The organism is Devosia sp. P1_H9, assembly GCF_056405135.1.
On the sequence record NZ_JBFUCQ010000004.1, the window covers coordinates 155,799 to 177,744 of the forward strand.

The following is a 21,946-nucleotide window of genomic DNA, read 5'->3' on the forward strand; positions in this document are numbered from 1 at the left end:
TTGGCGGCCGGAGAGGGGCCGCGTTGGCATAAAGGGAGGTGACGGTGTCGGAGGGGCTTAGCCCAGTCGCGGCGGCGGCAGTTCCGCCAGCGTCGCCCGCCCCTGCCGCATCGGCTGGTCGGCGAGACCCAGGGCCCATTGCGCCGACGTCGCGCGCGGCACTTCGACCTGCGCGTGACTGCCGAAATCCGGCTGCACCGGCATCACCCGCTTGCCGCCCTGCATCTCGCACGGGTTCGGCAACTGCGTCGGCCCGCCATCATGGCTGGTGCTCACCGACGGCAGCCCGCCATTGGCGATGCAGTCCCCGGCGGCAAAGCTGGGGCTCAACAGCGCGAGCAGCGCGACGCAGAGCGTCAAAAAGGCCGTGAACCGATGCATGCCGTCCGGATAGCCCCGCAAATACGGCACGCAAAGGGCACCTCACGCCCGTGTGTTGGGCACGGGCGGGTTCGAGGATGTGGTGGTGCAGATCGGCAACAGTCGACCTGCACCATGGGGTTGGTCAGATCAGAACGTGCCCTTGAGGCCTGCCGACAGGGTGGCGGCGAACAGATCGCCACCGCCCATGTCTGGGGCGATCAGATCCAGGCTGCCGTCAGTCATATCGTAGACATACTCATTGCCGCGCCCGGTGAAGATCTTCTCAGCTGTTCCGGAGACGAAGACGTTGAGACCATCGGCGATTTGATATGTGGCCGAAGCACCGACCGACACCAAGGGTGCCGACCCAAGATGGTCAATGAACTGCGTGGGAACGAGGGTCTGGTAGTGCTGGTCGTCAGCCTTGCTGTAGAACGTGAGTCCGGCGTGGGCTGACGCTCCCAACGTCCAGGCCCCCTCCACCACCTCAGCGTCGATGCCGGCCACCAACGCCGGGAAAGTCTGGCGATATGTAATCATCTTCGTGCTGTCGGCTTCGCTGAAGATGTCATTTCGGAAGCCACCGCTGCTGTAGACAAAGTCGCCGCCATAGGCGGACCATTGGACATCGGTATACTTAAGGCCGCCATTGACATTGACGATGACATTGTCGCTGACGGCGAAGTCGTGGCCAAGCAGGACCGAGCCATTGAAGTACCACTCGAGGTCAGTCGCATCATGCTGCGAGCGATCCGACCAGTCGTCGTCGCCAGTACCGGTCGCCCAGGGGAAGATCCAATCGTAGTCTTCCATGTAGCTGTCACCGCCCATGGCAACCTGCGCCTGCGCAGAGAAGGTCCAGCCCTCCGGTAACGCCACGTCGAGTCCCGCCGTTAGCATCGGAGCGGTACTCTGCCAGATCAGGTGACTCAGCCGGACGTCGGTAGTAGGTCCGGCGTAGACATATTCGTTCGCTTCGAGCGATACGATGCCAATACCGCCCGACAGCGTCACGATGCCCTGCTCGTCGACGATCAGCGTCTCCTCGGCACCGAGATCCGCCGCCAAGACGGGCAGCGCCACGCCCAGCGATAGCGCAAGCGCCAGCCCCCGCAATCCATTGCGAGTATTCATTTGAAATGCCCCCTGAAAATCCAAAAACCCGACCCACGAAGTCGGAGGTGAAATGCGTTAATTGCCCCGAGATTCGATCTACTGTCGAACCCGCGCCAACCTGACAAATTATACTTAATGCAGTACTAACGCCGAAGACGTTTGCTGAATCCTAACCGCTTCGGCACAGAGTTCGGCAATGTCCCACGCCCTCCTCACCGATGCCGCCCTCGCTACCCACATCACCAACTGGCAACGCGACCTCGGCGCCGTCCGCCGCCTCGCCCCGCTCACCCTCGAAGCCTATCTCCGCGACCTCGGCCAGTTCGTCACCTTCCTCGCCGCCCACACCGGCGGTGAGGTGACCCTCGCCACGCTCCGCGATCTCCGCGCCCCCGACATCCGCGCCTTCCTCGCCGCCCGCCGCAACGACAGCCTCGGCTCGCGCTCCCTCGCCCGCGCCCTGTCTGCCATCAAGAGCTTCTTCGGCTTCCTCGAGCGCGAAGGCGTCCTCGCGACCGAAGCCCTCAACACCATCCGCACCCCCAAGCAACCGCGATCGCTGCCCAAGGCACTTACTGTGCTCGAAGCGAAAGCCACCATCACCACCACCGACGAGCTCGAGGACACCCCGTGGGTCGCGGCCCGCGACATGGCCGTGATCTCGCTCTGCTACGGCGCCGGCCTCCGCATTTCCGAAGCCCTCGGCCTCACCCGCGCCGATCTCGAATCGAGCGCGCTGCGCGTCACCGGCAAGGGCGGCAAGACCCGCCTCGTCCCGCTCATCGCCCCCGTGCGCCAGGTCATCGACACCTATCTCCGCCTCACCCCGTTTCACCCCGGCCCGAACGAACCGGTCTTCCGCGGCAAGAAAGGCGGCCCGCTCTCCCCCCGCCTCATCCAGCTGCGCATGCAGCAACTGCGCGGCGCGCTCGGCCTCCCGCCCTCGGCCACCCCCCACGCCCTCCGCCACAGCTTCGCCACCCACCTCCTCGGCCGCGGCGGCGACCTCCGCGCCATCCAGGAACTATTGGGCCACGCCTCGCTCTCGACCACGCAGATCTACACGGCGGTGGATACGGAGCGCCTGCTGGAGAGCTACCGAGCGGCCCATCCGCGGGCTTGATTCCTTACCCGGCGCTAGCCGACCCCCACCCCTGCCCCCCTCAGCAGGGGGAGGGAGACGATAGCCTCGCTCCCAGTGAGAGGGTCTTCCTCCCCTTGCGGGGAGGGGACAGGGGTGGGGGTCCACAGCCACCGGCGGAGCAGCAGAGCACGTCGAACGCACCGTTCACCCAACCGCCCACTTTACAGCCCCACGCCCAGCGCGTACCTATCCGCCCATGACCGCTTGCATCCTAATTATTGGCAAAACCTGCCTCATCCCCTCCGGGGACCGGGACGCGACGGCTGTTTGACCCTCGATGCTCACCGGCCCCGCCATCAGGCGCGGGTTCTCCGGTGATCTGATGGCAGGGCCAGAACTGGACCCGCCAAATGTCTTCCGACACTGCGCCTAACCCATCCATTGCCCCGCGCCCTGCCTTCAAGCAGATGGCCTGGGCCGGCATCGTGCTGGCGCTGGCCGGCGCCGCCTTTTTCGCCACCAAGGGCATCGTCATCAAGCTGGCGCTGCTCGAAGGCATCGACTCGGTCACCACGCTTACCTGGCGCATGATCGTCGCCGTGCCGATCTTTTTGACCGTCGGTATCATCACCTATCGCAAGACACTCGCGGCCACTCCGGCCGGCGCACCGCCGGTGCTGACCTGGCCGGTGCTGGCGCAGACCCTCGGCGTCGGCGTCATCGGCTATTATGTCGCGAGCTTCCTCGATTTCTCGGCGCTCGAGTACATCACCGCCCAGTTCGACCGGCTGATCCTCCTCACCTATCCGTTCTTCGTCGTGCTGTTCGGCGCCATCTTCTTCAAGCGCAAAATCACCCTGCCGATGGTCGTCGCGCTGCTCGTTTCCTACCTCGGCATCGGCGTCATCTTCTGGCATGACCTCAGGATCGAAGGCGACAACGTGCTGCTCGGCGCGGCGCTGGTCTTTGGCTCGGCCATCGCCTACGCGGCCTACCAGATCATGGCCAAGCCCTTGATCGACAAGCTCGGCCCTCAGCTCTTCACCTCGATCGCCATGAGCGGCGCCGGTCCGGCGGTGATCCTGCACTTCCTCTTCACCCACCCGGTGGGCGACCTGGCGGTGACCGGAAACGGCTTCCTCCTGATGCTCGCCATCGGCACCGTCTCCACAGTGCTGCCGGCTTACTGCATCTCGGGCGCCATCGGCCTCATCGGCCCTGAACGCACTGCCATCATCGGCAACGTGTCGCCCGTGGTGACGGTCGGCCTCGCCATCTCGGTCCTCGGCGAAGCCTTCACCCTCTACCACGCCATCGGCACCGCCCTGGTACTGGGCGGCGTGTTCCTGTTTACGAGGAAGGAAAAGCCGAGGGTAAAGGTGCTGGAGGAGAATACGGCCTGAGGCTAGGCCCCAATCTCTCCGGCCTGCCTTCTCCCCCAAGGGGAGAAGGCACTCACCGACACACTGGCACCGGACGAGCGTTGCGAGGACGCCGCGCGTCGCGCGCCCCATCGGAGCGCCAGCGAGGAGTGGCCTACAGGCCACCCCGTAGCGGCACGGCGCGCGAGATCAATGGACGAGCGAAGCGAGGACCCCGGCCGTCGGCCGCCCCGCCGGAGCGCCAGCGAGGACTGGCCCACCGGGCCAGCCCGTAGCGGCATGGCGCGTGAGGCCTAAATATGGATGGCGCCGTCCCCGCACATCAGCGCCGCTTCCTTCACCGCCTCCGATAGCGTCGGGTGCGCGTGCGTCGTGCGCCCCAGGTCCTCGGCGCTGCCCGAGAACTCCATCAGCACCACGATTTCGTGGATCATCTCGCCGGCGTTCTTGGCAATGATCTGCGCGCCGAGCACCCGGTCGGTGTTCACGTCGGCGAGGATCTTCACATAGCCCTGCGTCGCCAGCATCGCCTTGGCGCGACCATTGGCGGTGAAGGGGAACTTCCCCGCCTTGTACTCGATGCCAGCCGCCTTCAGTTCGTCCTCGGACTTGCCGACCCACGCAACTTCCGGGCTGGTGTACATTACCGAGGGGATGGTGCCGTAGTTCACATGCGGGTGCTGCCCGGCGATGATCTCTGCCACCGCATGGCCCTCGTCCATCGCCTTGTGCGCCAGCATGGCGCCGGCCACCACGTCGCCGATCGCATAAATGCCCGGCACATTGGTCTTGAACTGCGCGTCGGTGCGCACCCGGCCGCGCTCGTCGAGCGCCACGCCGGCGCCCTCGAGCCCCAGCCCTTCGGTGAACGGCTTCCGCCCCACTGCCACCAGCACCGCGTCGGCCTCGGCGAAGGTCGCCTCGCCACCGGCCGCCGGCTCCAGCCGGGCGCGGAGCGAGCCGTCGCCCTGCTTTTCGATCGCCGTCACCTTGGTCGAAAGCTTGAACTCCATGCCCTGCTTCTGCAGGTTCCGCTGCGTCTGCCGCGCCGCCTCGCTGTCGAGCCCAGGCAGTATCCGGTCGAGGAACTCGACCACCTGCACCTTGGAACCCAACCGGCCCCACACCGAACCCAGTTCCAGCCCGATAATGCCGCCACCGATCACCAGCAGACGCTTGGGCACTTCCTGAAGGGTCAGCGCACCGGTCGACGACACCACCTTGTTCTCGTCGATGGTGATGCCCGGTAGGCTGATCGGCACCGAGCCGGTGGCGATCAGGATGTTCTTGGTTTCAATGGTCTGCGGCGCACCGCTTTCCGGCGTCACCAGCACCTTGCCCTCGGCGGGGATCGAGCCGGTGCCGCGGAAGGTGGTGATCTTGTTCTTCTTGAACAGGAACTCGATGCCCGAGACGTTGGCAGTGACGGTATCGTCCTTGTGCACCAGCATCTGCTTCAAATTCAGCTGCGGCGTCACATCGATGCCGAACTGGCGGAACTGGTGTCCCGCTTCCTCGAACAGCTCCGACGCATGGAGCAGCGCCTTGGAGGGGATGCAGCCGATATTGAGGCAGGTGCCGCCGAAGGTCGGCCACTTCTCCACCACCGCGACCTTCATCCCGAGCTGCGCCGCCCGAATTGCCGCCACGTACCCGCCCGGGCCGGAACCGATTACGGTGAGGTCGAAAGTGTCCGCCATGATGTCTCCGAGAGGCTCAAGCGGCGCCTGAGGGAGTGGCGCCCGCGCTGCCGATATAGGACTGACAAACGGGTTAAACTACCCGCGTTGGGGAGGGAACCCCCGACACGACCGACCTATGCGAAATGCGCATGAATCGATGCGGGCGAAACTGCACTCTCGCCTCAGGCAAAGGCCGCCCGTCCCCCCGTCACCGCCAGCGTCGTCCCCGTCACATACCCCGCATCGTCCGACAGCAGCCACATGATGGCGCTCGCCACCTCCTCGGCCGTGCCCACCCTCGCCAGCGGCACGCTCGGCGCCAGCTGGTGCGCCCGGTCCGGCACCCCACCGGTCGCATGGAACTCGGTGTCGATCACCCCCGGCCGCACCCCGTTGACCCGGATGCCCTCGGCCGCCACTTCCAGCGCCAGCCCGACGGTGAACGTATCGATCGCCCCCTTGCTCGCCGCATAGTCGACATACACCCCCGGCGCCCCAAGCTTCGCCGCCGCCGAGCTCACATTGACGATGCCGCCGCCGGCGCCACCATGCTTCGTCGACATCCGCCGCACCGCCGCCCCGGCGCAGAGCATCGAGCCCGTCACGTTGATCGCAAAGATCCGGTTGATCCGCTCCGCATCCATCGCGTCGACACGGGCAGACGTCGCAATCGTCCCGGCATTGTTGACCAGCCCCGCAAGCCGCCCCATCCGGTCCGCAGCCAGAAAGATGTGCTCCACATCCTCCGCGCTACTGACATCGCCGCGGACCGCCACGGCCTCGCCGCCCATCGCATGGATATCGGCGCACACCGCCTCGGCCGCCGCGACATTGCCGACATAGTTCACCACCACGCCATAGCCCCGTGCCGCCGCCAACCGGCAAACCGCAGCCCCAATCCCCCGGCTGCCGCCAGTCACCACAAGTACTTTGTCGGCCATAGTTCTTCTCCCGTTTGCCAAACCCTATGCCACGTGGTGGGAACGTGAAACCAGCGCAGATAAAAAACACTGTTCATAATAAATTGAACAGTGTATAGGTCGAACCATCATTGATGGAGGAAGTGATGGCCCTGCTGCGCTCCGGACTGGTGCTGTTCGTCACCGTGACGCTGCTCGCGACGGTGATCTACACCGGCCTATTTTTCGGCCTCGTATGGCGTGACGGCTGGCACGCGCTGCCAACGTATTCGGTGTGGCACGCCCAGAGCATCTCGGTCGTCACCGCCCCCACCTGTCTGTTGCTTGTTCTTGCCGCCTGGCGCGGCCGCAACCGACCAATACTCGATGGCACCATCCTGATCGCCGCCATCACCTTCGCCATCTGCGCCGTAATGTTTGCTCGCGCTAGCACCTCCGAAGATGCGCTCGGACGGAGTTATGCCGGCCTTTGGTGGATGTTCTGCGCCGGTGGGCTTCTCAGCATTATCCGCGCCTACCTCATCACCTACTTCGCCCTGCGCCGCACCCCGCTCCTCAGCGCCCTGGCCCCACCCCGCAAAAGCAAAGGGCCCGCCGAAGCGAGCCCTTGAACTTTCACGCAGTGCCGCCGGATCAGAGATCGAGCACCAGCCGCTCCGGCGCCTCGAGGCTTTCCTTCACCCGCACCAGGAATGTCACGGCTTCTTTGCCGTCGACGATGCGGTGGTCGTAGCTCAGCGCCAGGTACATCATCGGGCGGATGACGATCTCGCCGCCGATCACCACCGGCCGCTCCTGGATCTTGTGCATGCCCAGAATACCCGACTGCGGCGCATTGAGGATCGGCGTCGACATCAGCGAGCCATAGACGCCGCCATTCGAGATCGTGAAGGTGCCGCCCTGCATGTCGGCCATCGACAGCTGCCCGTCACGGGCAAGCTTGCCCAGCCGGGCGATGTCCTTCTCGATCTCGGCGATCGACATCTGGTCCGCATCGCGCACCACCGGCACCACGAGGCCCTTCTCGGTCCCCACGGCCACGCCGATATGGGCGTAGTTCTTGTAGATCAGCTCCTCGCCGTCGATCTCGGCATTGACCGCCGGGATTTCCTTCAGCGCGTGCGTCACCGCCTTGGTGAAAAAGCCCATGAAGCCGAGCTTCACGCCGTGCTTCTTCTCGAACAGCTCCTTGTAGGAATTGCGCAGGTCCATCACCGGCTTCATGTCCACCTCGTTGAAGGTGGTGAGCATGGCGGCAGTGTTCTGCGCTTCCTTCAGGCGCCGGGCGATCGTCTGGCGCAGGCGGGTCATCTTCACCCGCTCCTCGCGCACGTCGTCATTGGCGTTGACCGGGCCACGGACCTGGGCCGGAGCCGGCTCAGCCGCCTTGGCAACCGGGGCAGGTGCCGGAGCAGCCACCGGGGCCGGCGCGGGCTTCGCTGCCGGGATCGGCGCTGCCGCCGAACCGCTGACCGCCGTCGGCATCGCGATGACGCTCGCCGTCGCACCCGCAGCAGCGGGCTTGGCGATCGCCGCCAGCACGTCTTCCTTGAGGATCTGGCCGCGCTTGCCCGAGCCGCTGACATCGGCTTCCGACAGGCCGCTTTCGGCCATCAGCTTCTGCGCGCTCGGGGCCGGGGCCATCGAACCACTGCCGTTGCCGGCCTTCAGTGCCGGCTCGGCGGCAACCGCCGCCGGCTGCGGCACTTCGGCGGGCTTGGCAGCAGCGGCCGGAGCCGCAGCGGCGGCCGCACCAGCCGCGCCGATGGCGCCAATCAGCGCCCCGACATTGACCGTGTCGCCCGGGTTGGCGGTAATCGCCTCGAGCACGCCGGCCGCCGGGGCCGGCACTTCGATTGTAACCTTATCGGTCTCGAGCTCCACCACCGGTTCATCGGCCGCGACGGTGTCGCCGACCTTCTTGAACCACTGGCCGATCGTCGCCTCGGTGACGCTCTCGCCCAGCGTGGGCACCCGGATGTCAGTCGCCATCAGTTTGGTCCTTCAGTTTTCTTTGCCGCTTGTCTGGCGAGTTTGCTTGCCGAGTCTACTTGGCGAATGCTTCTTCGAGGAAGGCTTGCAGCTGCTGCAGATGCGTGCGCATCAGCCCGGTCGCCGTTGCCGCCGAAGCGGCGCGGCCGACATAGTGCGGCCGGTCGCCCGGACGCCCCATCTGGTCCATCACCCAGTCGATATACGGCTGCACGAATGCCCACGCACCCATGTTCTTGGGCTCTTCCTGGCACCAGAAAATCTCGGCGTTCGGGAAGCGGTTGAGCTCGTCGAGCAGCGCCTTGGCCGGGAACGGATAAAGCTGCTCCAGCCGCAGCAGGTACACATCGTCGATGCCGCGCTTCTCGCGGTCCTCGAGCAGGTCGTAGTAGACCTTGCCCGTGCAGAGGACGACACGGCGGATTTCCGCATCCGGCTTCAGCTTGATCGTGGTCTTCGGCACGCCCGGCGCTTCCGCGTCGTCCCACAGCAGGCGATGGAACGTCGATTCCGGCCCGAACTCGACCAGCCCCGACACCGCCTTCTTGTGGCGCAGCAGCGACTTCGGCGTCATCAGCACTAAGGGCTTGCGGAAATCGCGCTTCATCTGCCGGCGCAGGATGTGGAAGTAGTTCGCCGGCGTCGTGCAGTTAGCGACCTGCATATTGTCTTCGGCGCAGCTCTGCAGATAGCGCTCGAGGCGGGCCGACGAGTGCTCCGGCCCCTGGCCCTCATAGCCGTGCGGCAGCAGCATCACGAGACCGCTCATGCGGAACCACTTGCGCTCGCCCGACGAGATGAACTGGTCGACCACCACCTGTGCGCCGTTGGCGAAATCGCCGAACTGCGCTTCCCACAACGTCAGCGTCTTCGGCTCGGCCAGCGAGTAGCCGTACTCGAAGCCCAGCACCGCTTCTTCCGAGAGCATCGAGTTGATGACCTCGTAGCGCGCCTGCAGTTCCGCGATGTTGTTGAGCGGAGTGTAGGTCTCTTCCTTCTCCTGGTCGTACAACACCGAGTGCCGCTGGCTGAAGGTGCCGCGCTCGACGTCCTGGCCCGACAGGCGGACCGGGTGGCCCTCCTCGAGCAGGCTCGCGAACGCCAGCGCTTCGCCGGTCGCCCAGTCGATGCCTTCGCCCGACTCGATCGAAGCGAGCCGGTTGTCCATGAACCGCTTCACCGTCTTGTGGGCGTTGAAGCCGGCCGGAACTGTCGACAGCTTCTGGCCCAGCTTGACCAGGTCGGGGACATCCACCCCGGTGTCGCCGCGGCGCGGGCCTTCTACGTCGGCGCGCTTCAGGTCCTTCCACACGCCGTCGAGCCAGTCGGTCTTGTTCGGACGGAAATCCTGCCCGGCCTCGAACTCGTGCTCGAGATGCGCGCGCCAGTCCGCCTTCATCTTGTCGACTTCGTCGCCCGAGAGCACGCCCTCGCCGACGAGACGCTTGGAATAGATGTCGAGCGTCGTCTCGTGGCTGCGGATCTTCGAGTACATCAGCGGCTGTGTGAAGCTCGGCTCGTCGCCCTCGTTATGGCCGAAGCGGCGATAGCAGAAGATGTCGATGACCACCGGGCGGCCGAAGCGCTGCCGGAACTCGGTCGCGACCTTGGCGACATAGACCACTGCTTCCGGGTCGTCGCCATTCACATGGAACACCGGCGCCTCGATCATCTTGGCGACGTCGGTGGGATACGGCGAAGAACGCGAGTACATCGGCGCCGTAGTGAAGCCGATCTGGTTGTTGATCACTACGTGGATCGAACCGCCGGTCCGGTGCCCCTTGAGGCCGGAAAGCCCCAGGCACTCGGCGATCACGCCCTGGCCGGCAAACGCGGCGTCACCATGCAGCAGCAGCGGCAGCACCACCGAGCGATCGGTCTGGCGCGTATCGGCGATGAACCGCCCGTCGACCGCCGAACGCTGGTCCTGCTTGGCGCGCGCCTTGCCCAGCACCACCGGATCGACGATCTCGAGGTGCGACGGATTGGCGGTCAGCGACAGGTGCACATTGTTGCCGTCGAACTCACGGTCGGCCGAAGCACCGAGGTGGTACTTCACGTCACCCGAGCCTTCGACTTCCTCGGGGTAGAACGCCCCGCCCTTGAACTCGTGGAACAGCGCCCGGTGGGGCTTTGCCAGCACCTGGGTCAGGACGTTCAGCCGGCCGCGATGCGCCATGCCGAGCACGATGTCCTTCACGCCGAGCGAGCCGCCGCGCTTGATGATCTGCTCGAGCGCCGGGATCAGCGCCTCCGAGCCATCGAGGCCGAACCGCTTGGTGCCGGTGAACTTGACGTCGAGGAACTTCTCGAAACCCTCGGCTTCGACCAGCTTGTTGAGGATCGCCTTCTTGCCCTCGGGCGTGAACTTGATCTCCTTGTCCGGCCCTTCCATGCGCTCCTGGATCCACTGCTTGGCTTCGGGATCGGAGATGTGCATGAACTCGACGCCGACGGTCGAGCAATAGGTCCGCCGGAGGATCTCCAGCATCTGCGGCACGGTCGCGTATTCGAGCCCCAGATAGTTGTCGATGAAGATCTTGCGGGCATAGTCGTGCGGGTTGAACCCGTATGCGGCGGGCTCCAGTTCCGGCGCCGGATCGTCGGTCTTCAGCTTCAGCGGGTCGAGATCGGCGTGCAGGTGCCCACGCATGCGGTAGGCGCGGATCATCATGATGGCGCGGATCGAGTCGCGCGTCGCCTGCAGCACATCGACCGGAGTCGGTGCCGGCGCCGCTTCGACCTTGGCCTTCTCGACCAATGCCTTCTGCACCTTGACCTGGATCTCACCCCAGTTGCCGTCGAGTGCCGAGACCAGCTCGCCGTTCGCTGCCTGCGGCCAGTCGCGGCGCTGCCAGCTCGGGCCTTCGGCATTCTTGTCGATGTCGGCGGGAGCATCCTCGAGCCGATCGAAATACGACGCCCAGGTCGGATCGATCGAGGCCGGATCGGCCTTATAGCGGGCGTACAGCCCTTCGATGTAGTCGGCGTTACCGCCATAAAGGAAAGAAGAGAGCAAGAACTGTTCGTTCTTTTCTTGTCGGGTCATGTCCAGCGTCGCGGGGCGTTTGACCCCGCCATCCTTCTCAAATGCCCGGGAGGTCTCGACCGGGCTCGCGAGCACGGGCCTAGATGCCCGTGTAGTCCTTTGTTTGACGTTAAGGCGCGGGGTTTTGCCCGCGCCCAATCATCGGTTTGTCGCCCTCGGGTTAGCCTTTTAGAACTTCCGCGAGGGTTTGGCCAATCCTCGCAGGCGACTGCGACACCTTTATGCCCGCACGTTCCATTGCCGAGATCTTGTCCTCGGCGCCGCCCTTGCCGCCGGAGATCACGGCGCCGGCATGGCCCATGGTCCGGCCCGCCGGAGCAGTACGACCGGCGATGAACCCGGCCATCGGCTTCTTGCGGCCGCGCTTGGCTTCGTCGATCAGGAACTGCGCGGCGTCTTCCTCGGCCGAACCGCCGATTTCGCCGATCATGATGATGGACTTGGTCTCTTCGTCGGCGAGGAACATCTCGAGCATATCGATGAATTCGGTGCCCTTGACCGGATCACCGCCGATGCCGACCGCGGTGGTCTGGCCGAGCCCGGCATTGGTGGTCTGGAACACCGCCTCATAGGTAAGCGTACCCGAGCGCGAAACAATGCCCACCGAGCCCTTCGAAAAGATCGAGCCCGGCATGATGCCGATCTTGCATTCTTCCGGCGTCAGAACGCCGGGGCAGTTCGGCCCGAGCAGCCGCGACTTCGACTTGTCGAGCCGCGCTTTCACCCGCACCATGTCGAGCACCGGGATGCCCTCGGTAATGCAGACGATCAGCGGGATCTCGGCGTCGATCGCCTCGATGATGGCGTCGGCTGCCCCCGGAGGCGGCACATAAACTACCGATGCGGTAGCCCCGGTGCGCTCCTTGCCTTCGGCAACGGTCGCGAACACCGGCAGTGTCGCCGAGCCGTCGAGCCCGCTGGTCCACACCTCACCGGCCTTCTTGGGGTTCACGCCCCCCACCATCTTGGTGCCGTAATAGGCCAGCGCCTGCTCGGTATGGAACGTCCCGGTCTTGCCGGTCAGCCCCTGCACCAGAACGCGGGTGTCTTTGTTGACGAGAATGGACATTGCGGCCCTTTACGAGATGGTTAGAGAGGAAGGCGAAACACGCCGGAACGTGCCTTTCGCCATGTCTTGCCAGTCCGCGGCGCCAGCGGGTCGGAACTCCAGCCGCGTGCGGTAGCTGTCCTGGCTGTCAAAGAAGTAGCTGACGCGCGCCGAGCCGCGCTCGGAAGTGCGCACCATGACGAGTTCGTCACCCGTCCACGCACCGGAGGCCGGCACCGGCATGAAGCCCATCGAGTCGAACTGGTAGAGCTTGTAGGACCCGTCCGTCCGGTCGAAGGCGAAGACGTTGTGGGACGCGAACGACGGCTTGCCGTCGCGCGCCTGGCGATAGCGCTGCACGACGTAGAGGCCGCCGCAATCCGGCTCGGTCACCAACTCGGCGGTCGCGAGGCCGGCCGGTGCCCACTGCGTTGCAGACATCTCCTCCTCGCCCTGCCATGCACCAACCAGCGCCTGGAGACGCTCGTTGCCGGTGGCAAGGGAAGCCGTGGAAGCGCTCATGGCGATGCTCAGCCCTTGACTGCCGCGACGATCTTCTGCGCGGCATCGTCGAGATCGTCGGCCGAGATCACGTTGAGGCCGGACGAATTGAGGATGGCCTTGCCTTCCTTCACGTTGGTGCCTTCGAGGCGCACCACCAGCGGCACCTGCAACCCGACTTCCTTCACCGCTGCGATCACGCCTTCCGCGATGATATCGCAGCGCATTATGCCGCCGAAGATGTTGACCAGGATGCCTTTGACGGCCGGGTCGGCGGTGATGATCTTGAACGCCGCCGTCACCTTCTCCTTCGATGCGCCGCCGCCGACGTCGAGGAAGTTGGCGGGCTCGGCGCCATAGAGCTTGATGATGTCCATCGTCGCCATGGCGAGGCCGGCGCCGTTGACCATGCATCCGATATTGCCGTCGAGCGCCACGTAGGCGAGGTCGAACTTCGACGCCTCGATCTCCTTGGCATCCTCTTCGGTGAGGTCGCGCAGCGGCGCCAGTTCGGCATGCCGGAACGCGGCGTTGTTGTCGAAGCTCACCTTGGCGTCGAGGACGCGCAGGTGCCCGTTCGCCATCACGATCAGCGGGTTCACTTCGAGCAGCGACATGTCGGTCTCGACGAACGCCTTGTAGAGCGCCGGAAACACCGACTTCGCATCTTCCGCCGCCGAGCCATCGAGCTTCAGCGCCGCAACGATCTCTGCAACGTCCTTGGCCGTGACGCCGACCGTCGGGTCGATATCGACCGCGATGATCCTTTCCGGCGTGTCATGCGCAACCGCCTCGATGTCCATGCCGCCTTCGGTGGAGACCACGAACGACACCCGGCCGGTGGAGCGATCGACCAGCAGCGAGCAGTAGAGCTCGCGCGCAATGTCGGCGCCGTCTTCGATGTAGAGCCGGTTGACCTGCTTGCCAGCCGGGCCAGTCTGCTTGGTCACCAGCGTATGCCCAAGCATTTCCTGGGCATTGGCAGCGACTTCCGCCGCCGACTTCGCCAGCCGCACGCCGCCCTTGGCATCGGCGGGAAGTTCCTTGAACTTGCCCTTGCCGCGCCCACCGGCGTGGATCTGCGACTTCACCACATAGAGGGGACCCGGCAGCTCCAGCGCCGCAGCCTCTGCCTCGTGCGGCGTAAAGATCGCCACCCCATCGGCCACCGGCAACCCGTAGGTCTTCAGCAGCGCCTTGGCCTGGTGTTCGTGGATGTTCATGTCTACCTACCGCCTTGTGTCGGAAGCTCTCCCACCCGCCGGGTCGTCCCCGCTTCGCGGGATGCTCGCAATGGTGGAGTGGATTTTCAACGGAAGTCCCCGCGCCATTGCAGGGAGGACCAGGTGGGGGCCGACTGAGCCGGCCCCGCACAATCTACGCCAGCTTTGGCGCGATCTTTTTGCACGCTTCGACGAGGCCGTTCACGGCCGCGACTGACTTATCGAACGCCTTCTGCTCGGAGCCCGACAGCGAGATCTCGACGACCTTCTCGACGCCACCGGCACCCAGGATCACCGGCACGCCGACATAGGTGCCCTTCACGCCGTATTCGCCCTTGAGATAGGCGGCGCACGGCAGGATGCGCTTCTTGTCCTTGAGGTAGCTCTCGGCCATCTCGATCGCCGACGTCGCCGGCGCATAGAACGCCGAACCGGTCTTCAGCAGCCCGACGATCTCGGCGCCGCCATCGCGGGTGCGCTGGATGATCTGCTCGAGCTTTTCCTTGCTCATCCAGCCCATCTTCACGATGTCCGGCAGCGGAATGCCCGCAACGGTCGAGTAGCGCGCCAGCGGCACCATGGTGTCGCCATGGCCGCCGAGGACGAACGCGTTCACGTCCTGCACCGAAACCTTGAGCTCATCGGCGATGAAGTGGCGGAAGCGCGACGAGTCGAGCACGCCCGCCATGCCGACCACCCGGTTCGCCGGCAGCCCGGAGAACTTCTGCAGCGCCCACACCATCGCATCGAGCGGATTGGTGATGCAGATGACGAACGCCTCAGGCGCGTACTTCGCGATGCCCGCACCCACCTGCTCCATCACCTTGAGGTTGATCTCGAGCAGGTCGTCGCGGCTCATGCCGGGCTTGCGCGGCACGCCAGCGGTGACGATCACCACGTCGGCGCCGACGATGTCCTTGTATTCCGAGGTCCCCTTGAGGGTGGCGTTGAAGCCTTCGACCGGGCCGGACTGGCTGAGATCCAGGGCCTTACCCTGCGGCACGCCGTCGACCACGTCGAACAGGATCACATCGCCCAGCTCCTTGGTCGCGGCCAACAGAGCCAGAGTGCCACCAATCTGTCCCGCACCGATCAGAGCGATCTTCTTGCGCGCCATCCACCGAACCCCGTTTTGCTTATGCTGGAAATTGCGCGCTCCTATTAACCCTAGAGGGTGACGGGGGCAAGTCAGCCGTACGTCCTACCGGCTGAGTTTTCATCACATCGGAAATTGCCCATTCCTTGGGCAAGTTGACGAGTCCGACACTTAGTGCAGCGCCGCCCCATCCCCGCGATGCGGCGCCGCTAGATACTCCGCCGACTGCATCTCGATTAGCCGCGATACGCAGCGCGCGAACTCGGCTTTCGTCTTGTCGTCCTGTCCAAGCTCATCGAGCGGCACCGCAAAGCTCGCCGCCAGCTTCGCCCCACGATCGTAGAGCGTATCCACCAGCAGAATGAACCGCTTCGCCGCGTTCGATTTCAACCGGTCGAACTGCGGCACATGATCGATCATCACCGCCTCGTAGGCGTGGCTGAGCTTCAGATAGTCGCGCGCGCCAAGCGGCGCTTCGCAAAGCTCGGCGAATGTAAACCGCGCCGCCCCCATCGCCGCCCGCGGCACCGGTATCACTCGCCCCAGCGAATGCAGCTCCGCCGGCTCACCCTCGGCGCCACCGGTCAGCTTCAGCCACAGCCGGTCCATCGCCGCATCGACCTCGGGCCCCCCGCCATAGTGATAGACCGCCTCGCCCTCGAACTTCAGCCGCCGATAATCCGTCGGCCCATCGAGCTCGACGATCTCCGCGTGCTGCTTCAACTCCGCGATGAACGGCAGCACCAGTTGCCGGTTAAGCCCGTTCTCGTAAAGATCATCCGGCCGCGTGTTCGAGGTCGCAACGATCGTCACCCCGCCCGCGAACAGCTTGTCGAACAGCCGCCCCAGCAGCATCGCGTTGGTGATGTCCTGCACCTGAAACTCGTCGAGACACAGCAACCGCACCTCGTCCAGCAACGGCTTCACCACCGCCGCGACCGGGTCGGCGCTATCCGCCTTGCCCTTCGCCGATTTGCGGAATTTCGCGATCGCCTCGTGCATCTCGTCCATGAACTCATGGAAATGCACCCGCCGCTTTTCTGTCGTCGGCGCCAGCGAGAAGAACAAGTCCATCAGCATGGTCTTGCCGCGCCCGACCTGCCCGACGAGATAAACCCCGCGCACCGGCTCCGGCCCGCCGAATAAGCCCGAGAGGAACCCGCGCGAGCCGTTCTGCACCGCGAGCTCGGTCGCCACGCGATCGAGCGCCGCCGCTGCCTTGAACTGCAATGGATCGGAAGCGAGCGCGCCGCCCTTGGTCAGCGCGTTCAGTTTGTCGGTGATTGGTGTGCCTGCAGGCCCCCGCCGCCGGCTTGCCACCGCTAGCCGACCATCGTGATGCCCTGGCCGCCGGCCAGAGTGCCGATGAACTGGCTGCCGCTGAGAATCAGCGAGGCGACGATGTCACCGGCCTCGTCGAACAGCTGCACCTGGCTGCCCACCAGCTGCCAGCTCGCCACCACTTTCAGGCCGGCGAGAGCGCAACCCGGCGTCGAGGCGCGATAGCGCGACGTGCCCGATTTCGCCGTCTGCGTAAGGTTGAGCTTGCACTGCTCGGCGCCCGAAACCACGGTCCAGCCGCCCAGCAGCTTCTCGACGGTCAGCCCGGTCGAGAGATCCCGCCCGGGCGCCTGCGGCACCGAGCCCAGCGTCGCGAACGAACCATCGGCACTCGCCACCTGCGCCGGCTGCCCGATCTGCCCCGGCGCACCAAGCGGCGCCGGCTGGGCAATCGCGCCCGGCTGCACGGTCGTGCCCGGCAGCGCGTTGAGGTCCGAGCTCGCCACCGGCGTGTTCTGGATCGGGGTGATAGTCTCGGCCGAGGCGATGCTGCTCGTGGTTACGCCGCTCGAGGCGCAGCCGCTCAGCGCAAGCGCCAAACCGGCAATCACCACCATGGAAACGCTTGCGCGTCTCGAACTCATCATCGGCCCTGCTCCGCCAGATGGTTAAGAATTGGTGACCGGCGATACAGCCTGAACGGCAACGCCGTCAACCGCCAAAGCCCCGCTTCCCCTATGCGACGATCAATGTGGCAGAGTTAGGGAGTGGCCGCCGCAGCCGCCGCTGCGTCTCCCTCCCCCTTCCCGGGGAGGGATCAAGGGTGGAGGCGCAACACGCTCGGACGGATCGGCCCCCCTACCGCCTCAGCATCTCCGCCACCAGCGCATCGGCGAGCAGCTTGCCGTCGCCCGCCTCTTCCTCCGGCAACTCGATCGGAATGCCCTTCGGCCCATACACCCCCGGCAGCCCCGGCAAGCCGCTGTCCCCGCCTTCCTTGGGATGGAACCCATGCGCCTTCAGCGCCGCGATCAGCACGCGGGCGACGGACGGATCCTCGATCTCGGCGATGGTCTCAAACAGCTTATGCGAACTCCCGTGTCACCATCATCTGCTTGATCTCGGCGATTGCCTTGGCCGGATTGAGCCCCTTGGGGCAGACCTTGGCGCAGTTCATGATGGTGTGGCAGCGATAGAGCTTGAATGGATCCTCGAGGTTGTCGAGCCGTTCCTCGGTCGCCTCGTCGCGGCTGTCGATCAGCCAGCGATAGGCCTGCAGCAGCACTGCTGGGCCGAGATACTTCTCGCCGTTCCACCAGTAGCTCGGGCATGAAGTCGAGCAGCAGGCGCAGAGGATGCACTCGTAGAGCCCGTCGAGCTTGGCGCGGTCGTCGCGCGTCTGCAGCCATTCCTTCTCGGGCGTCGGCGTCGTGGTCTTCAGCCACGGCTCGATCGAGCGGTGCTGGTCGTAGAAGGTGGTGAGGTCCGGCACCAGGTCCTTGATCACAGGCATGTGCGGCAGCGGATAGACGCTGATATGGCCCGCGAAATCGTCCATTCCCTTGGTGCAGGCCAGCGTGTTGGCGCCGCCGATATTCATCGAGCACGAGCCGCAGATGCCCTCGCGGCACGAACGGCGCAGCGTCAGCGTCGGATCGACCTTGTTCTTGATCCACAAGAGCCCATCGAGCACCATCGGCCCGCAATCGTCGAGATCGACGAAATACGTGTCGAGCCGCGGATTCTCGCCCGAGTCCGGATCGTACCGGTACACCCGGTATTCCTTGAGCCGCGTCGCCCCAGCCGGCTTCGCCCAGGTCTTGCCCGGCATGATCCGCGAGTTCTTGGGGAGCGTGAATTCAGCCATGGCCCTATCCTACAACTTTGCACGTCTTGAGCGCCGCGGCCGACGTGTTGGTCACCGCCATCACGTCATTGGCGCTCAAATTGCCGATCACTGCCGGATCGAACAGTTTTCCGGGGTCGGTCTGCGCGTAGGTCGCGAGCTTCATCAGCTCCGGCTTCAGCTTGGCCGACAGTTCCTTGGCGTAGCACTGGCAGCTTTCCGCGGTCGCGCCCGGCACCTTCGAACAGGAATCGGCAACCGCCTGCGCATCCGCCGACAGCCCGCCGCACCCCGCAAGCCACAGCGTCGCGAACGCGCCGGTAATCAGTCCAATGGCTCTCGTATGCTTCAGCGACACAGGGCTTTCCTCAGTAGTTCGGCTTGCAGATCTGGTTCGATTTGGCGACGTAGGTGTTATAGGCCGAGTACTGGCCTGCCGGCGGCGCTTTGCCCTTCATCGAGGCGATCACCATCGCCATGAATTCCTCGTCGATCAGCGTCATCGCCGCATCGGCTTTACAGCTGCACAGCGCATCGTCCGAAGCGATGCCCATGCAGGTCTTGTAGAAATCGGCCTTCTGCGCCTCGCTCGGCGCCGCCTGCGCCACGCCGCCCAGCATCCCCAGCGCCAGCAGCGCCACCATAACCCGCTTCATCATTCGCCCCGTTTGTCTCACCGCAATTCTTTGCGGATCATCAGTTTCAAACCCGACCAGATATCGCTGACCGCGGCCACCTTGATATCCACCAACCCGATCGGCAGCACCACTTCGCGTATCACATCTTCCGTGATGTCGGTTTGAACCTTGCTCGCCTTCTTCGGCCACGAGATCCAGATCACCCCATCCCGAGTGATGGCTTCCATCAGCGGCCGCGCATTGTCCTCGAGCACCCCGCGCGATGCCGTAAACCCATGCACGAAGTCCCAGTCCTTGCTACCGCGCCACGCATCCCACTGCGCGTCGCGCACCTCCGCGAATTCCCTTGCCGACTTCAGCTCCACCAGCTCAACAGGCAACCCCAGAAACAACACCCGCTGCCCGTCCTTGAGCCCAAGTTTCTGCGGCAGCGGAGTGCCGGAATAGCCGGCGGCGGCGGTCATTCGGATATCGCCTCCGACAGAAAGAGATAACCGAACTGCGCAGGAAGATAACTGTTGGGGTCATCGACCGCGCGATCACCCCTATCGGACCTGGCGCAGTTCATAAGTCGAAATGAAACCTTCGGACGCATCAGGACATCGCAAATCATCTGGCGATTGGCAGTTATCGGACCGTCGCCTCGCATGTTGTTGAGGCGCAGCTTTCCTGCTGCAACCCTGTAGGAGCCCAGATAGACCCAGCCCCCCTCACCATCACCAGAGACCCGTTCGGTGAATCGCCCCGTGCGCTCGAAGCAAAGCAGGGAGTTGCCCTTGTGCCAACACCCCTGCAACAGCGCCTTCATCTCACCATCGGTGGCCGCTCGGTCGTCAGCCTGAACGGCCATCGACAAGATTGCCAGTAGCGGCGGCGCAGCCAGCAGAGCTATCGCGCGCGCCAGCCCCCTCACCTCAATACACCCGCGCCTTCGGCGCGATCTTCTTCAGGCTGATCCCGCCCTCGCTCTCCGGCGTCAGCGGGTCGACATGCACCGGCCGATACCCCAGCTCCACCTTGCCCGCGTCGTCGATCCAGCTCAGCGTGTGCTTCCGCCAGTTCACATCATCCCGGCTCGGGAAATCCTCGTGCGCATGGGCGCCGCGGCTTTCGTGGCGCGCCTCGGCGGAAACCACTGTCGTCGCCGCGCAGGCCATCAGGTTCTCGAGTTCCAGTGTCTCCACCAGGTCCGAGTTCCAGACCATCGAACGGTCCGAGACCTTGAGATCGCCCAGCTCGCCATAGAGGGCGTTGATGCGCTCGACGCCCGACTTCAGCGACTCCGACGTGCGGAACACCGCGGCGTCTTCCTGCATGATGCGCTGCATCTTGTCGCGCACCTGCGCCGTCGGCGACGAGCCATTGGCATGCCGCAGCCGGTCGAAACGGGCGAGAATGCGCTCGTCTTCCGAGGCCACCGCCGCAGGCACCATCGAGCCCTTGTCCACCACCTTCGCCGCCCGCAGCGCCGCCGCGCGTCCGAACACCACGAGGTCAGTCAGCGAGTTCGAGCCGAGCCGGTTCGCCCCGTGCACGGAAGCGCAGGCCGCTTCGCCCGCCGCCATCAGCCCCGGCACCACGCGGTCGGGATCGCCTTCGGTCGGGTTCAGCACCTCGCCGTGATAGTTCGCGGGGATGCCGCCCATATTGTAGTGCACCGTCGGCAGCACCGGGATTGGCTCGCGCGTCAGGTCGACGCCGGCAAAGATCTTGGCGCTCTCGGTGATCCCGGGGAGCCGCTCGTGCAGCACCTTAGGGTCGAGATGGTCGAGATGCAGGAAGATGTGGTCCTTCTTCGGCCCCACGCCCCGCCCCTCGCGGATTTCGATCGTCATGCAGCGGCTCACCACATCGCGGCTCGCCAGATCCTTGGCGTTCGGCGCATAGCGCTCCATGAACCGCTCGCCCTCCGAATTGGTGAGATACCCACCCTCGCCACGCGCGCCCTCAGTGATCAGCACGCCCGCGCCGTACACACCGGTCGGATGGAACTGCACGAACTCCATGTCCTGCAGCGGCAGCCCGGCCCGCGCCACCATGCCGTTGCCGTCGCCGGTGCAGGTGTGCGCCGAAGTCGCTGAGAAATACGCCCGGCCATAGCCGCCCGTTGCCAGCACCACCAGCTTTGCCCGGAACCGATGCAGCGTCCCGTCATCGAGCTTCCACGCCATCACGCCCTGGCACGAGCCATCGGCGCCCATGATCAGGTCGAGCGCAAAATACTCGATGAAGAACTGCGCGTTGTTCCGTAGCGATTGCCCGTAGAGCGTGTGTAGGATCGCATGCCCGGTGCGGTCCGCCGCGGCGCAGGTACGCTGCACCGGCGGACCGTCGCCGAATTCGGTCATGTGGCCGCCGAACGGCCGCTGGTAGATCGTGCCCTTGTCGGTGCGCGAGAACGGCACGCCATAGTGCTCGAGCTCGTAGATCGCCGCCGGGGCCTCGCGCGCCAGATACTCCATGGCGTCGTTGTCGCCGAGCCAGTCCGACCCCTTCACGGTGTCGTACATGTGCCACTGCCACGAGTCAGGGCCCATATTGCCCAGCGACGCGGCGATGCCGCCCTGTGCCGCCACGGTGTGCGAGCGGGTCGGGAACACCTTGGTGATGCAGGCGGTGTTCAGCCCCTGCTCAGCCATGCCCAGCGTAGCGCGCAGCCCGGCGCCGCCAGCACCGACGATGACCACGTCGAATTCGTGGTCGATGATCTCGTAAGCGGCCATGC

The 21,946-nt window shown here is 65.0% G+C and carries 22 protein-coding genes; 3 read left to right on the plus strand and 19 right to left on the minus strand.

The window, feature by feature from the left end; genetic code table 11:
- Positions 1 to 57: 57 nt before the first annotated feature.
- Both AC1DYL_RS09185 and AC1DYL_RS09190 read right to left on the minus strand, forming a co-directional pair.
- Positions 58 to 411, minus strand: coding sequence for a hypothetical protein (locus AC1DYL_RS09185; RefSeq protein WP_477172904.1), 354 nt, complete (start codon positions 409 to 411; stop codon positions 58 to 60).
- A gap of 99 nt (positions 412 to 510) precedes the next feature.
- The gene (locus AC1DYL_RS09190) at positions 511 to 1,497 is read right to left on the minus strand and encodes an omptin family outer membrane protease (protein ID WP_477148205.1); all 987 of its coding nucleotides are present in this window, start codon (positions 1,495 to 1,497) and stop codon (positions 511 to 513) included.
- A gap of 178 nt (positions 1,498 to 1,675) precedes the next feature.
- On the opposite strand from AC1DYL_RS09190, the gene AC1DYL_RS09195 reads away from it, so the two are divergent.
- Positions 1,676 to 2,602 (plus strand): tyrosine recombinase XerC, encoded by a 927-nt coding sequence (locus AC1DYL_RS09195; RefSeq protein WP_477172905.1) that lies wholly within the window; start codon positions 1,676 to 1,678, stop codon positions 2,600 to 2,602.
- A 371-nt stretch (positions 2,603 to 2,973) separates the two neighbouring features.
- Positions 2,974 to 3,966 (plus strand): DMT family transporter, encoded by a 993-nt coding sequence (locus AC1DYL_RS09200; protein ID WP_477172906.1) that lies wholly within the window; start codon positions 2,974 to 2,976, stop codon positions 3,964 to 3,966.
- A 272-nt stretch (positions 3,967 to 4,238) separates the two neighbouring features.
- Here AC1DYL_RS09200 and lpdA read toward each other — a convergent pair whose 3' ends face one another.
- Positions 4,239 to 5,645: a dihydrolipoyl dehydrogenase gene (lpdA, locus tag AC1DYL_RS09205; protein ID WP_477172907.1), complete on the minus strand. Its 1,407-nt coding sequence runs from the start codon at positions 5,643 to 5,645 to the stop codon at positions 4,239 to 4,241.
- Between the two features lie 164 nt (positions 5,646 to 5,809).
- Positions 5,810 to 6,568, minus strand: coding sequence for an SDR family oxidoreductase (locus AC1DYL_RS09210; RefSeq protein ID WP_477172908.1), 759 nt, complete (start codon positions 6,566 to 6,568; stop codon positions 5,810 to 5,812).
- Positions 6,569 to 6,693: 125 nt separating this feature from the next.
- Here AC1DYL_RS09210 and AC1DYL_RS09215 point away from each other — a divergent pair, with 125 nt between their 5' ends.
- Entirely contained in the window at positions 6,694 to 7,158 is a 465-nt protein-coding gene (locus AC1DYL_RS09215; protein WP_477172909.1) for a hypothetical protein, read from the plus strand.
- Between the two features lie 22 nt (positions 7,159 to 7,180).
- Here AC1DYL_RS09215 and odhB read toward each other — a convergent pair whose 3' ends face one another.
- The 15 genes from odhB to sdhA all read right to left on the minus strand — a co-directional run bounded on the left by odhB (position 7,181) and on the right by sdhA (position 21,944).
- Positions 7,181 to 8,539: a 2-oxoglutarate dehydrogenase complex dihydrolipoyllysine-residue succinyltransferase gene (gene odhB, locus AC1DYL_RS09220; RefSeq protein ID WP_477172910.1), complete on the minus strand. Its 1,359-nt coding sequence runs from the start codon at positions 8,537 to 8,539 to the stop codon at positions 7,181 to 7,183.
- Between the two features lie 55 nt (positions 8,540 to 8,594).
- Entirely contained in the window at positions 8,595 to 11,588 is a 2,994-nt protein-coding gene (locus AC1DYL_RS09225) for a 2-oxoglutarate dehydrogenase E1 component (RefSeq protein WP_477148213.1), read from the minus strand.
- 160 nt (positions 11,589 to 11,748) lie between these two features.
- Complete coding sequence (gene sucD / locus AC1DYL_RS09230; protein WP_477148214.1) at positions 11,749 to 12,657, minus strand: succinate--CoA ligase subunit alpha; 909 nt, start codon at positions 12,655 to 12,657, stop codon at positions 11,749 to 11,751.
- A 9-nt stretch (positions 12,658 to 12,666) separates the two neighbouring features.
- Positions 12,667 to 13,158, minus strand: coding sequence for a DUF1579 family protein (locus tag AC1DYL_RS09235; RefSeq protein WP_477172911.1), 492 nt, complete (start codon positions 13,156 to 13,158; stop codon positions 12,667 to 12,669).
- 8 nt (positions 13,159 to 13,166) lie between these two features.
- A complete protein-coding gene (gene sucC, locus AC1DYL_RS09240; protein WP_477172912.1) occupies positions 13,167 to 14,360 on the minus strand; it encodes an ADP-forming succinate--CoA ligase subunit beta in 1,194 nt (397 codons plus the stop codon).
- Between the two features lie 154 nt (positions 14,361 to 14,514).
- Positions 14,515 to 15,477 (minus strand): malate dehydrogenase, encoded by a 963-nt coding sequence (mdh, locus tag AC1DYL_RS09245; RefSeq protein WP_477148217.1) that lies wholly within the window; start codon positions 15,475 to 15,477, stop codon positions 14,515 to 14,517.
- A gap of 150 nt (positions 15,478 to 15,627) precedes the next feature.
- Complete coding sequence (gene zapE, locus AC1DYL_RS09250) at positions 15,628 to 16,776, minus strand: cell division protein ZapE (RefSeq protein ID WP_477172913.1); 1,149 nt, start codon at positions 16,774 to 16,776, stop codon at positions 15,628 to 15,630.
- Between the two features lie 2 nt (positions 16,777 to 16,778).
- Entirely contained in the window at positions 16,779 to 17,381 is a 603-nt protein-coding gene (locus tag AC1DYL_RS09255) for an AprI/Inh family metalloprotease inhibitor (RefSeq protein ID WP_477172914.1), read from the minus strand.
- Positions 17,382 to 17,595: 214 nt separating this feature from the next.
- Entirely contained in the window at positions 17,596 to 17,775 is a 180-nt protein-coding gene (locus AC1DYL_RS09260; protein WP_477156196.1) for a hypothetical protein, read from the minus strand.
- A 46-nt stretch (positions 17,776 to 17,821) separates the two neighbouring features.
- Positions 17,822 to 18,604, minus strand: coding sequence for a succinate dehydrogenase iron-sulfur subunit (locus AC1DYL_RS09265; protein ID WP_477148221.1), 783 nt, complete (start codon positions 18,602 to 18,604; stop codon positions 17,822 to 17,824).
- Between the two features lie 4 nt (positions 18,605 to 18,608).
- A complete protein-coding gene (locus AC1DYL_RS09270) occupies positions 18,609 to 18,941 on the minus strand; it encodes a hypothetical protein (protein WP_477148222.1) in 333 nt (110 codons plus the stop codon).
- A gap of 10 nt (positions 18,942 to 18,951) precedes the next feature.
- A complete protein-coding gene (locus tag AC1DYL_RS09275) occupies positions 18,952 to 19,239 on the minus strand; it encodes a hypothetical protein (RefSeq protein ID WP_477172915.1) in 288 nt (95 codons plus the stop codon).
- Positions 19,240 to 19,256: 17 nt separating this feature from the next.
- The gene (locus AC1DYL_RS09280) at positions 19,257 to 19,685 is read right to left on the minus strand and encodes a DUF3052 domain-containing protein (RefSeq protein ID WP_477172916.1); all 429 of its coding nucleotides are present in this window, start codon (positions 19,683 to 19,685) and stop codon (positions 19,257 to 19,259) included.
- Positions 19,682 to 20,071, minus strand: a complete 390-nt coding sequence (locus AC1DYL_RS09285) for a hypothetical protein (protein ID WP_477148225.1) — start codon at positions 20,069 to 20,071, stop codon at positions 19,682 to 19,684. The genes AC1DYL_RS09280 and AC1DYL_RS09285 overlap by 4 nt, the downstream gene beginning before the upstream one ends.
- A gap of 64 nt (positions 20,072 to 20,135) precedes the next feature.
- Positions 20,136 to 21,944 (minus strand): succinate dehydrogenase flavoprotein subunit, encoded by a 1,809-nt coding sequence (gene sdhA / locus AC1DYL_RS09290; RefSeq protein WP_477172917.1) that lies wholly within the window; start codon positions 21,942 to 21,944, stop codon positions 20,136 to 20,138.
- Positions 21,945 to 21,946: the final 2 nt, after the last annotated feature.

What these genes read in the sequence shown, in the direction of transcription:
- AC1DYL_RS09190 (WP_477148205.1), bottom strand. Translation starts at nt 1,497, where the DNA reads ATGAATACTCGCAATGGATTGCGGGGGCTGGCGCTTGCGCTATCGCTG.
- AC1DYL_RS09195 (WP_477172905.1), top strand. Translation starts at nt 1,676, where the DNA reads ATGTCCCACGCCCTCCTCACCGATGCCGCCCTCGCTACCCACATCACC.
- AC1DYL_RS09200 (WP_477172906.1), top strand. Translation starts at nt 2,974, where the DNA reads ATGTCTTCCGACACTGCGCCTAACCCATCCATTGCCCCGCGCCCTGCC.
- lpdA (WP_477172907.1), bottom strand. Translation starts at nt 5,645, where the DNA reads ATGGCGGACACTTTCGACCTCACCGTAATCGGTTCCGGCCCGGGCGGG.
- AC1DYL_RS09210 (WP_477172908.1), bottom strand. Translation starts at nt 6,568, where the DNA reads ATGGCCGACAAAGTACTTGTGGTGACTGGCGGCAGCCGGGGGATTGGG.
- AC1DYL_RS09215 (WP_477172909.1), top strand. Translation starts at nt 6,694, where the DNA reads ATGGCCCTGCTGCGCTCCGGACTGGTGCTGTTCGTCACCGTGACGCTG.
- odhB (WP_477172910.1), bottom strand. Translation starts at nt 8,539, where the DNA reads ATGGCGACTGACATCCGGGTGCCCACGCTGGGCGAGAGCGTCACCGAG.
- AC1DYL_RS09225 (WP_477148213.1), bottom strand. Translation starts at nt 11,588, where the DNA reads ATGACCCGACAAGAAAAGAACGAACAGTTCTTGCTCTCTTCTTTCCTT.
- sucD (WP_477148214.1), bottom strand. Translation starts at nt 12,657, where the DNA reads ATGTCCATTCTCGTCAACAAAGACACCCGCGTTCTGGTGCAGGGGCTG.
- AC1DYL_RS09235 (WP_477172911.1), bottom strand. Translation starts at nt 13,158, where the DNA reads ATGAGCGCTTCCACGGCTTCCCTTGCCACCGGCAACGAGCGTCTCCAG.
- sucC (WP_477172912.1), bottom strand. Translation starts at nt 14,360, where the DNA reads ATGAACATCCACGAACACCAGGCCAAGGCGCTGCTGAAGACCTACGGG.
- mdh (WP_477148217.1), bottom strand. Translation starts at nt 15,477, where the DNA reads ATGGCGCGCAAGAAGATCGCTCTGATCGGTGCGGGACAGATTGGTGGC.
- AC1DYL_RS09255 (WP_477172914.1), bottom strand. Translation starts at nt 17,381, where the DNA reads ATGAGTTCGAGACGCGCAAGCGTTTCCATGGTGGTGATTGCCGGTTTG.
- AC1DYL_RS09265 (WP_477148221.1), bottom strand. Translation starts at nt 18,604, where the DNA reads ATGGCTGAATTCACGCTCCCCAAGAACTCGCGGATCATGCCGGGCAAG.
- AC1DYL_RS09275 (WP_477172915.1), bottom strand. Translation starts at nt 19,239, where the DNA reads ATGAAGCGGGTTATGGTGGCGCTGCTGGCGCTGGGGATGCTGGGCGGC.
- AC1DYL_RS09280 (WP_477172916.1), bottom strand. Translation starts at nt 19,685, where the DNA reads ATGACCGCCGCCGCCGGCTATTCCGGCACTCCGCTGCCGCAGAAACTT.
- AC1DYL_RS09285 (WP_477148225.1), bottom strand. Translation starts at nt 20,071, where the DNA reads ATGGCCGTTCAGGCTGACGACCGAGCGGCCACCGATGGTGAGATGAAG.
- sdhA (WP_477172917.1), bottom strand. Translation starts at nt 21,944, where the DNA reads ATGGCCGCTTACGAGATCATCGACCACGAATTCGACGTGGTCATCGTC.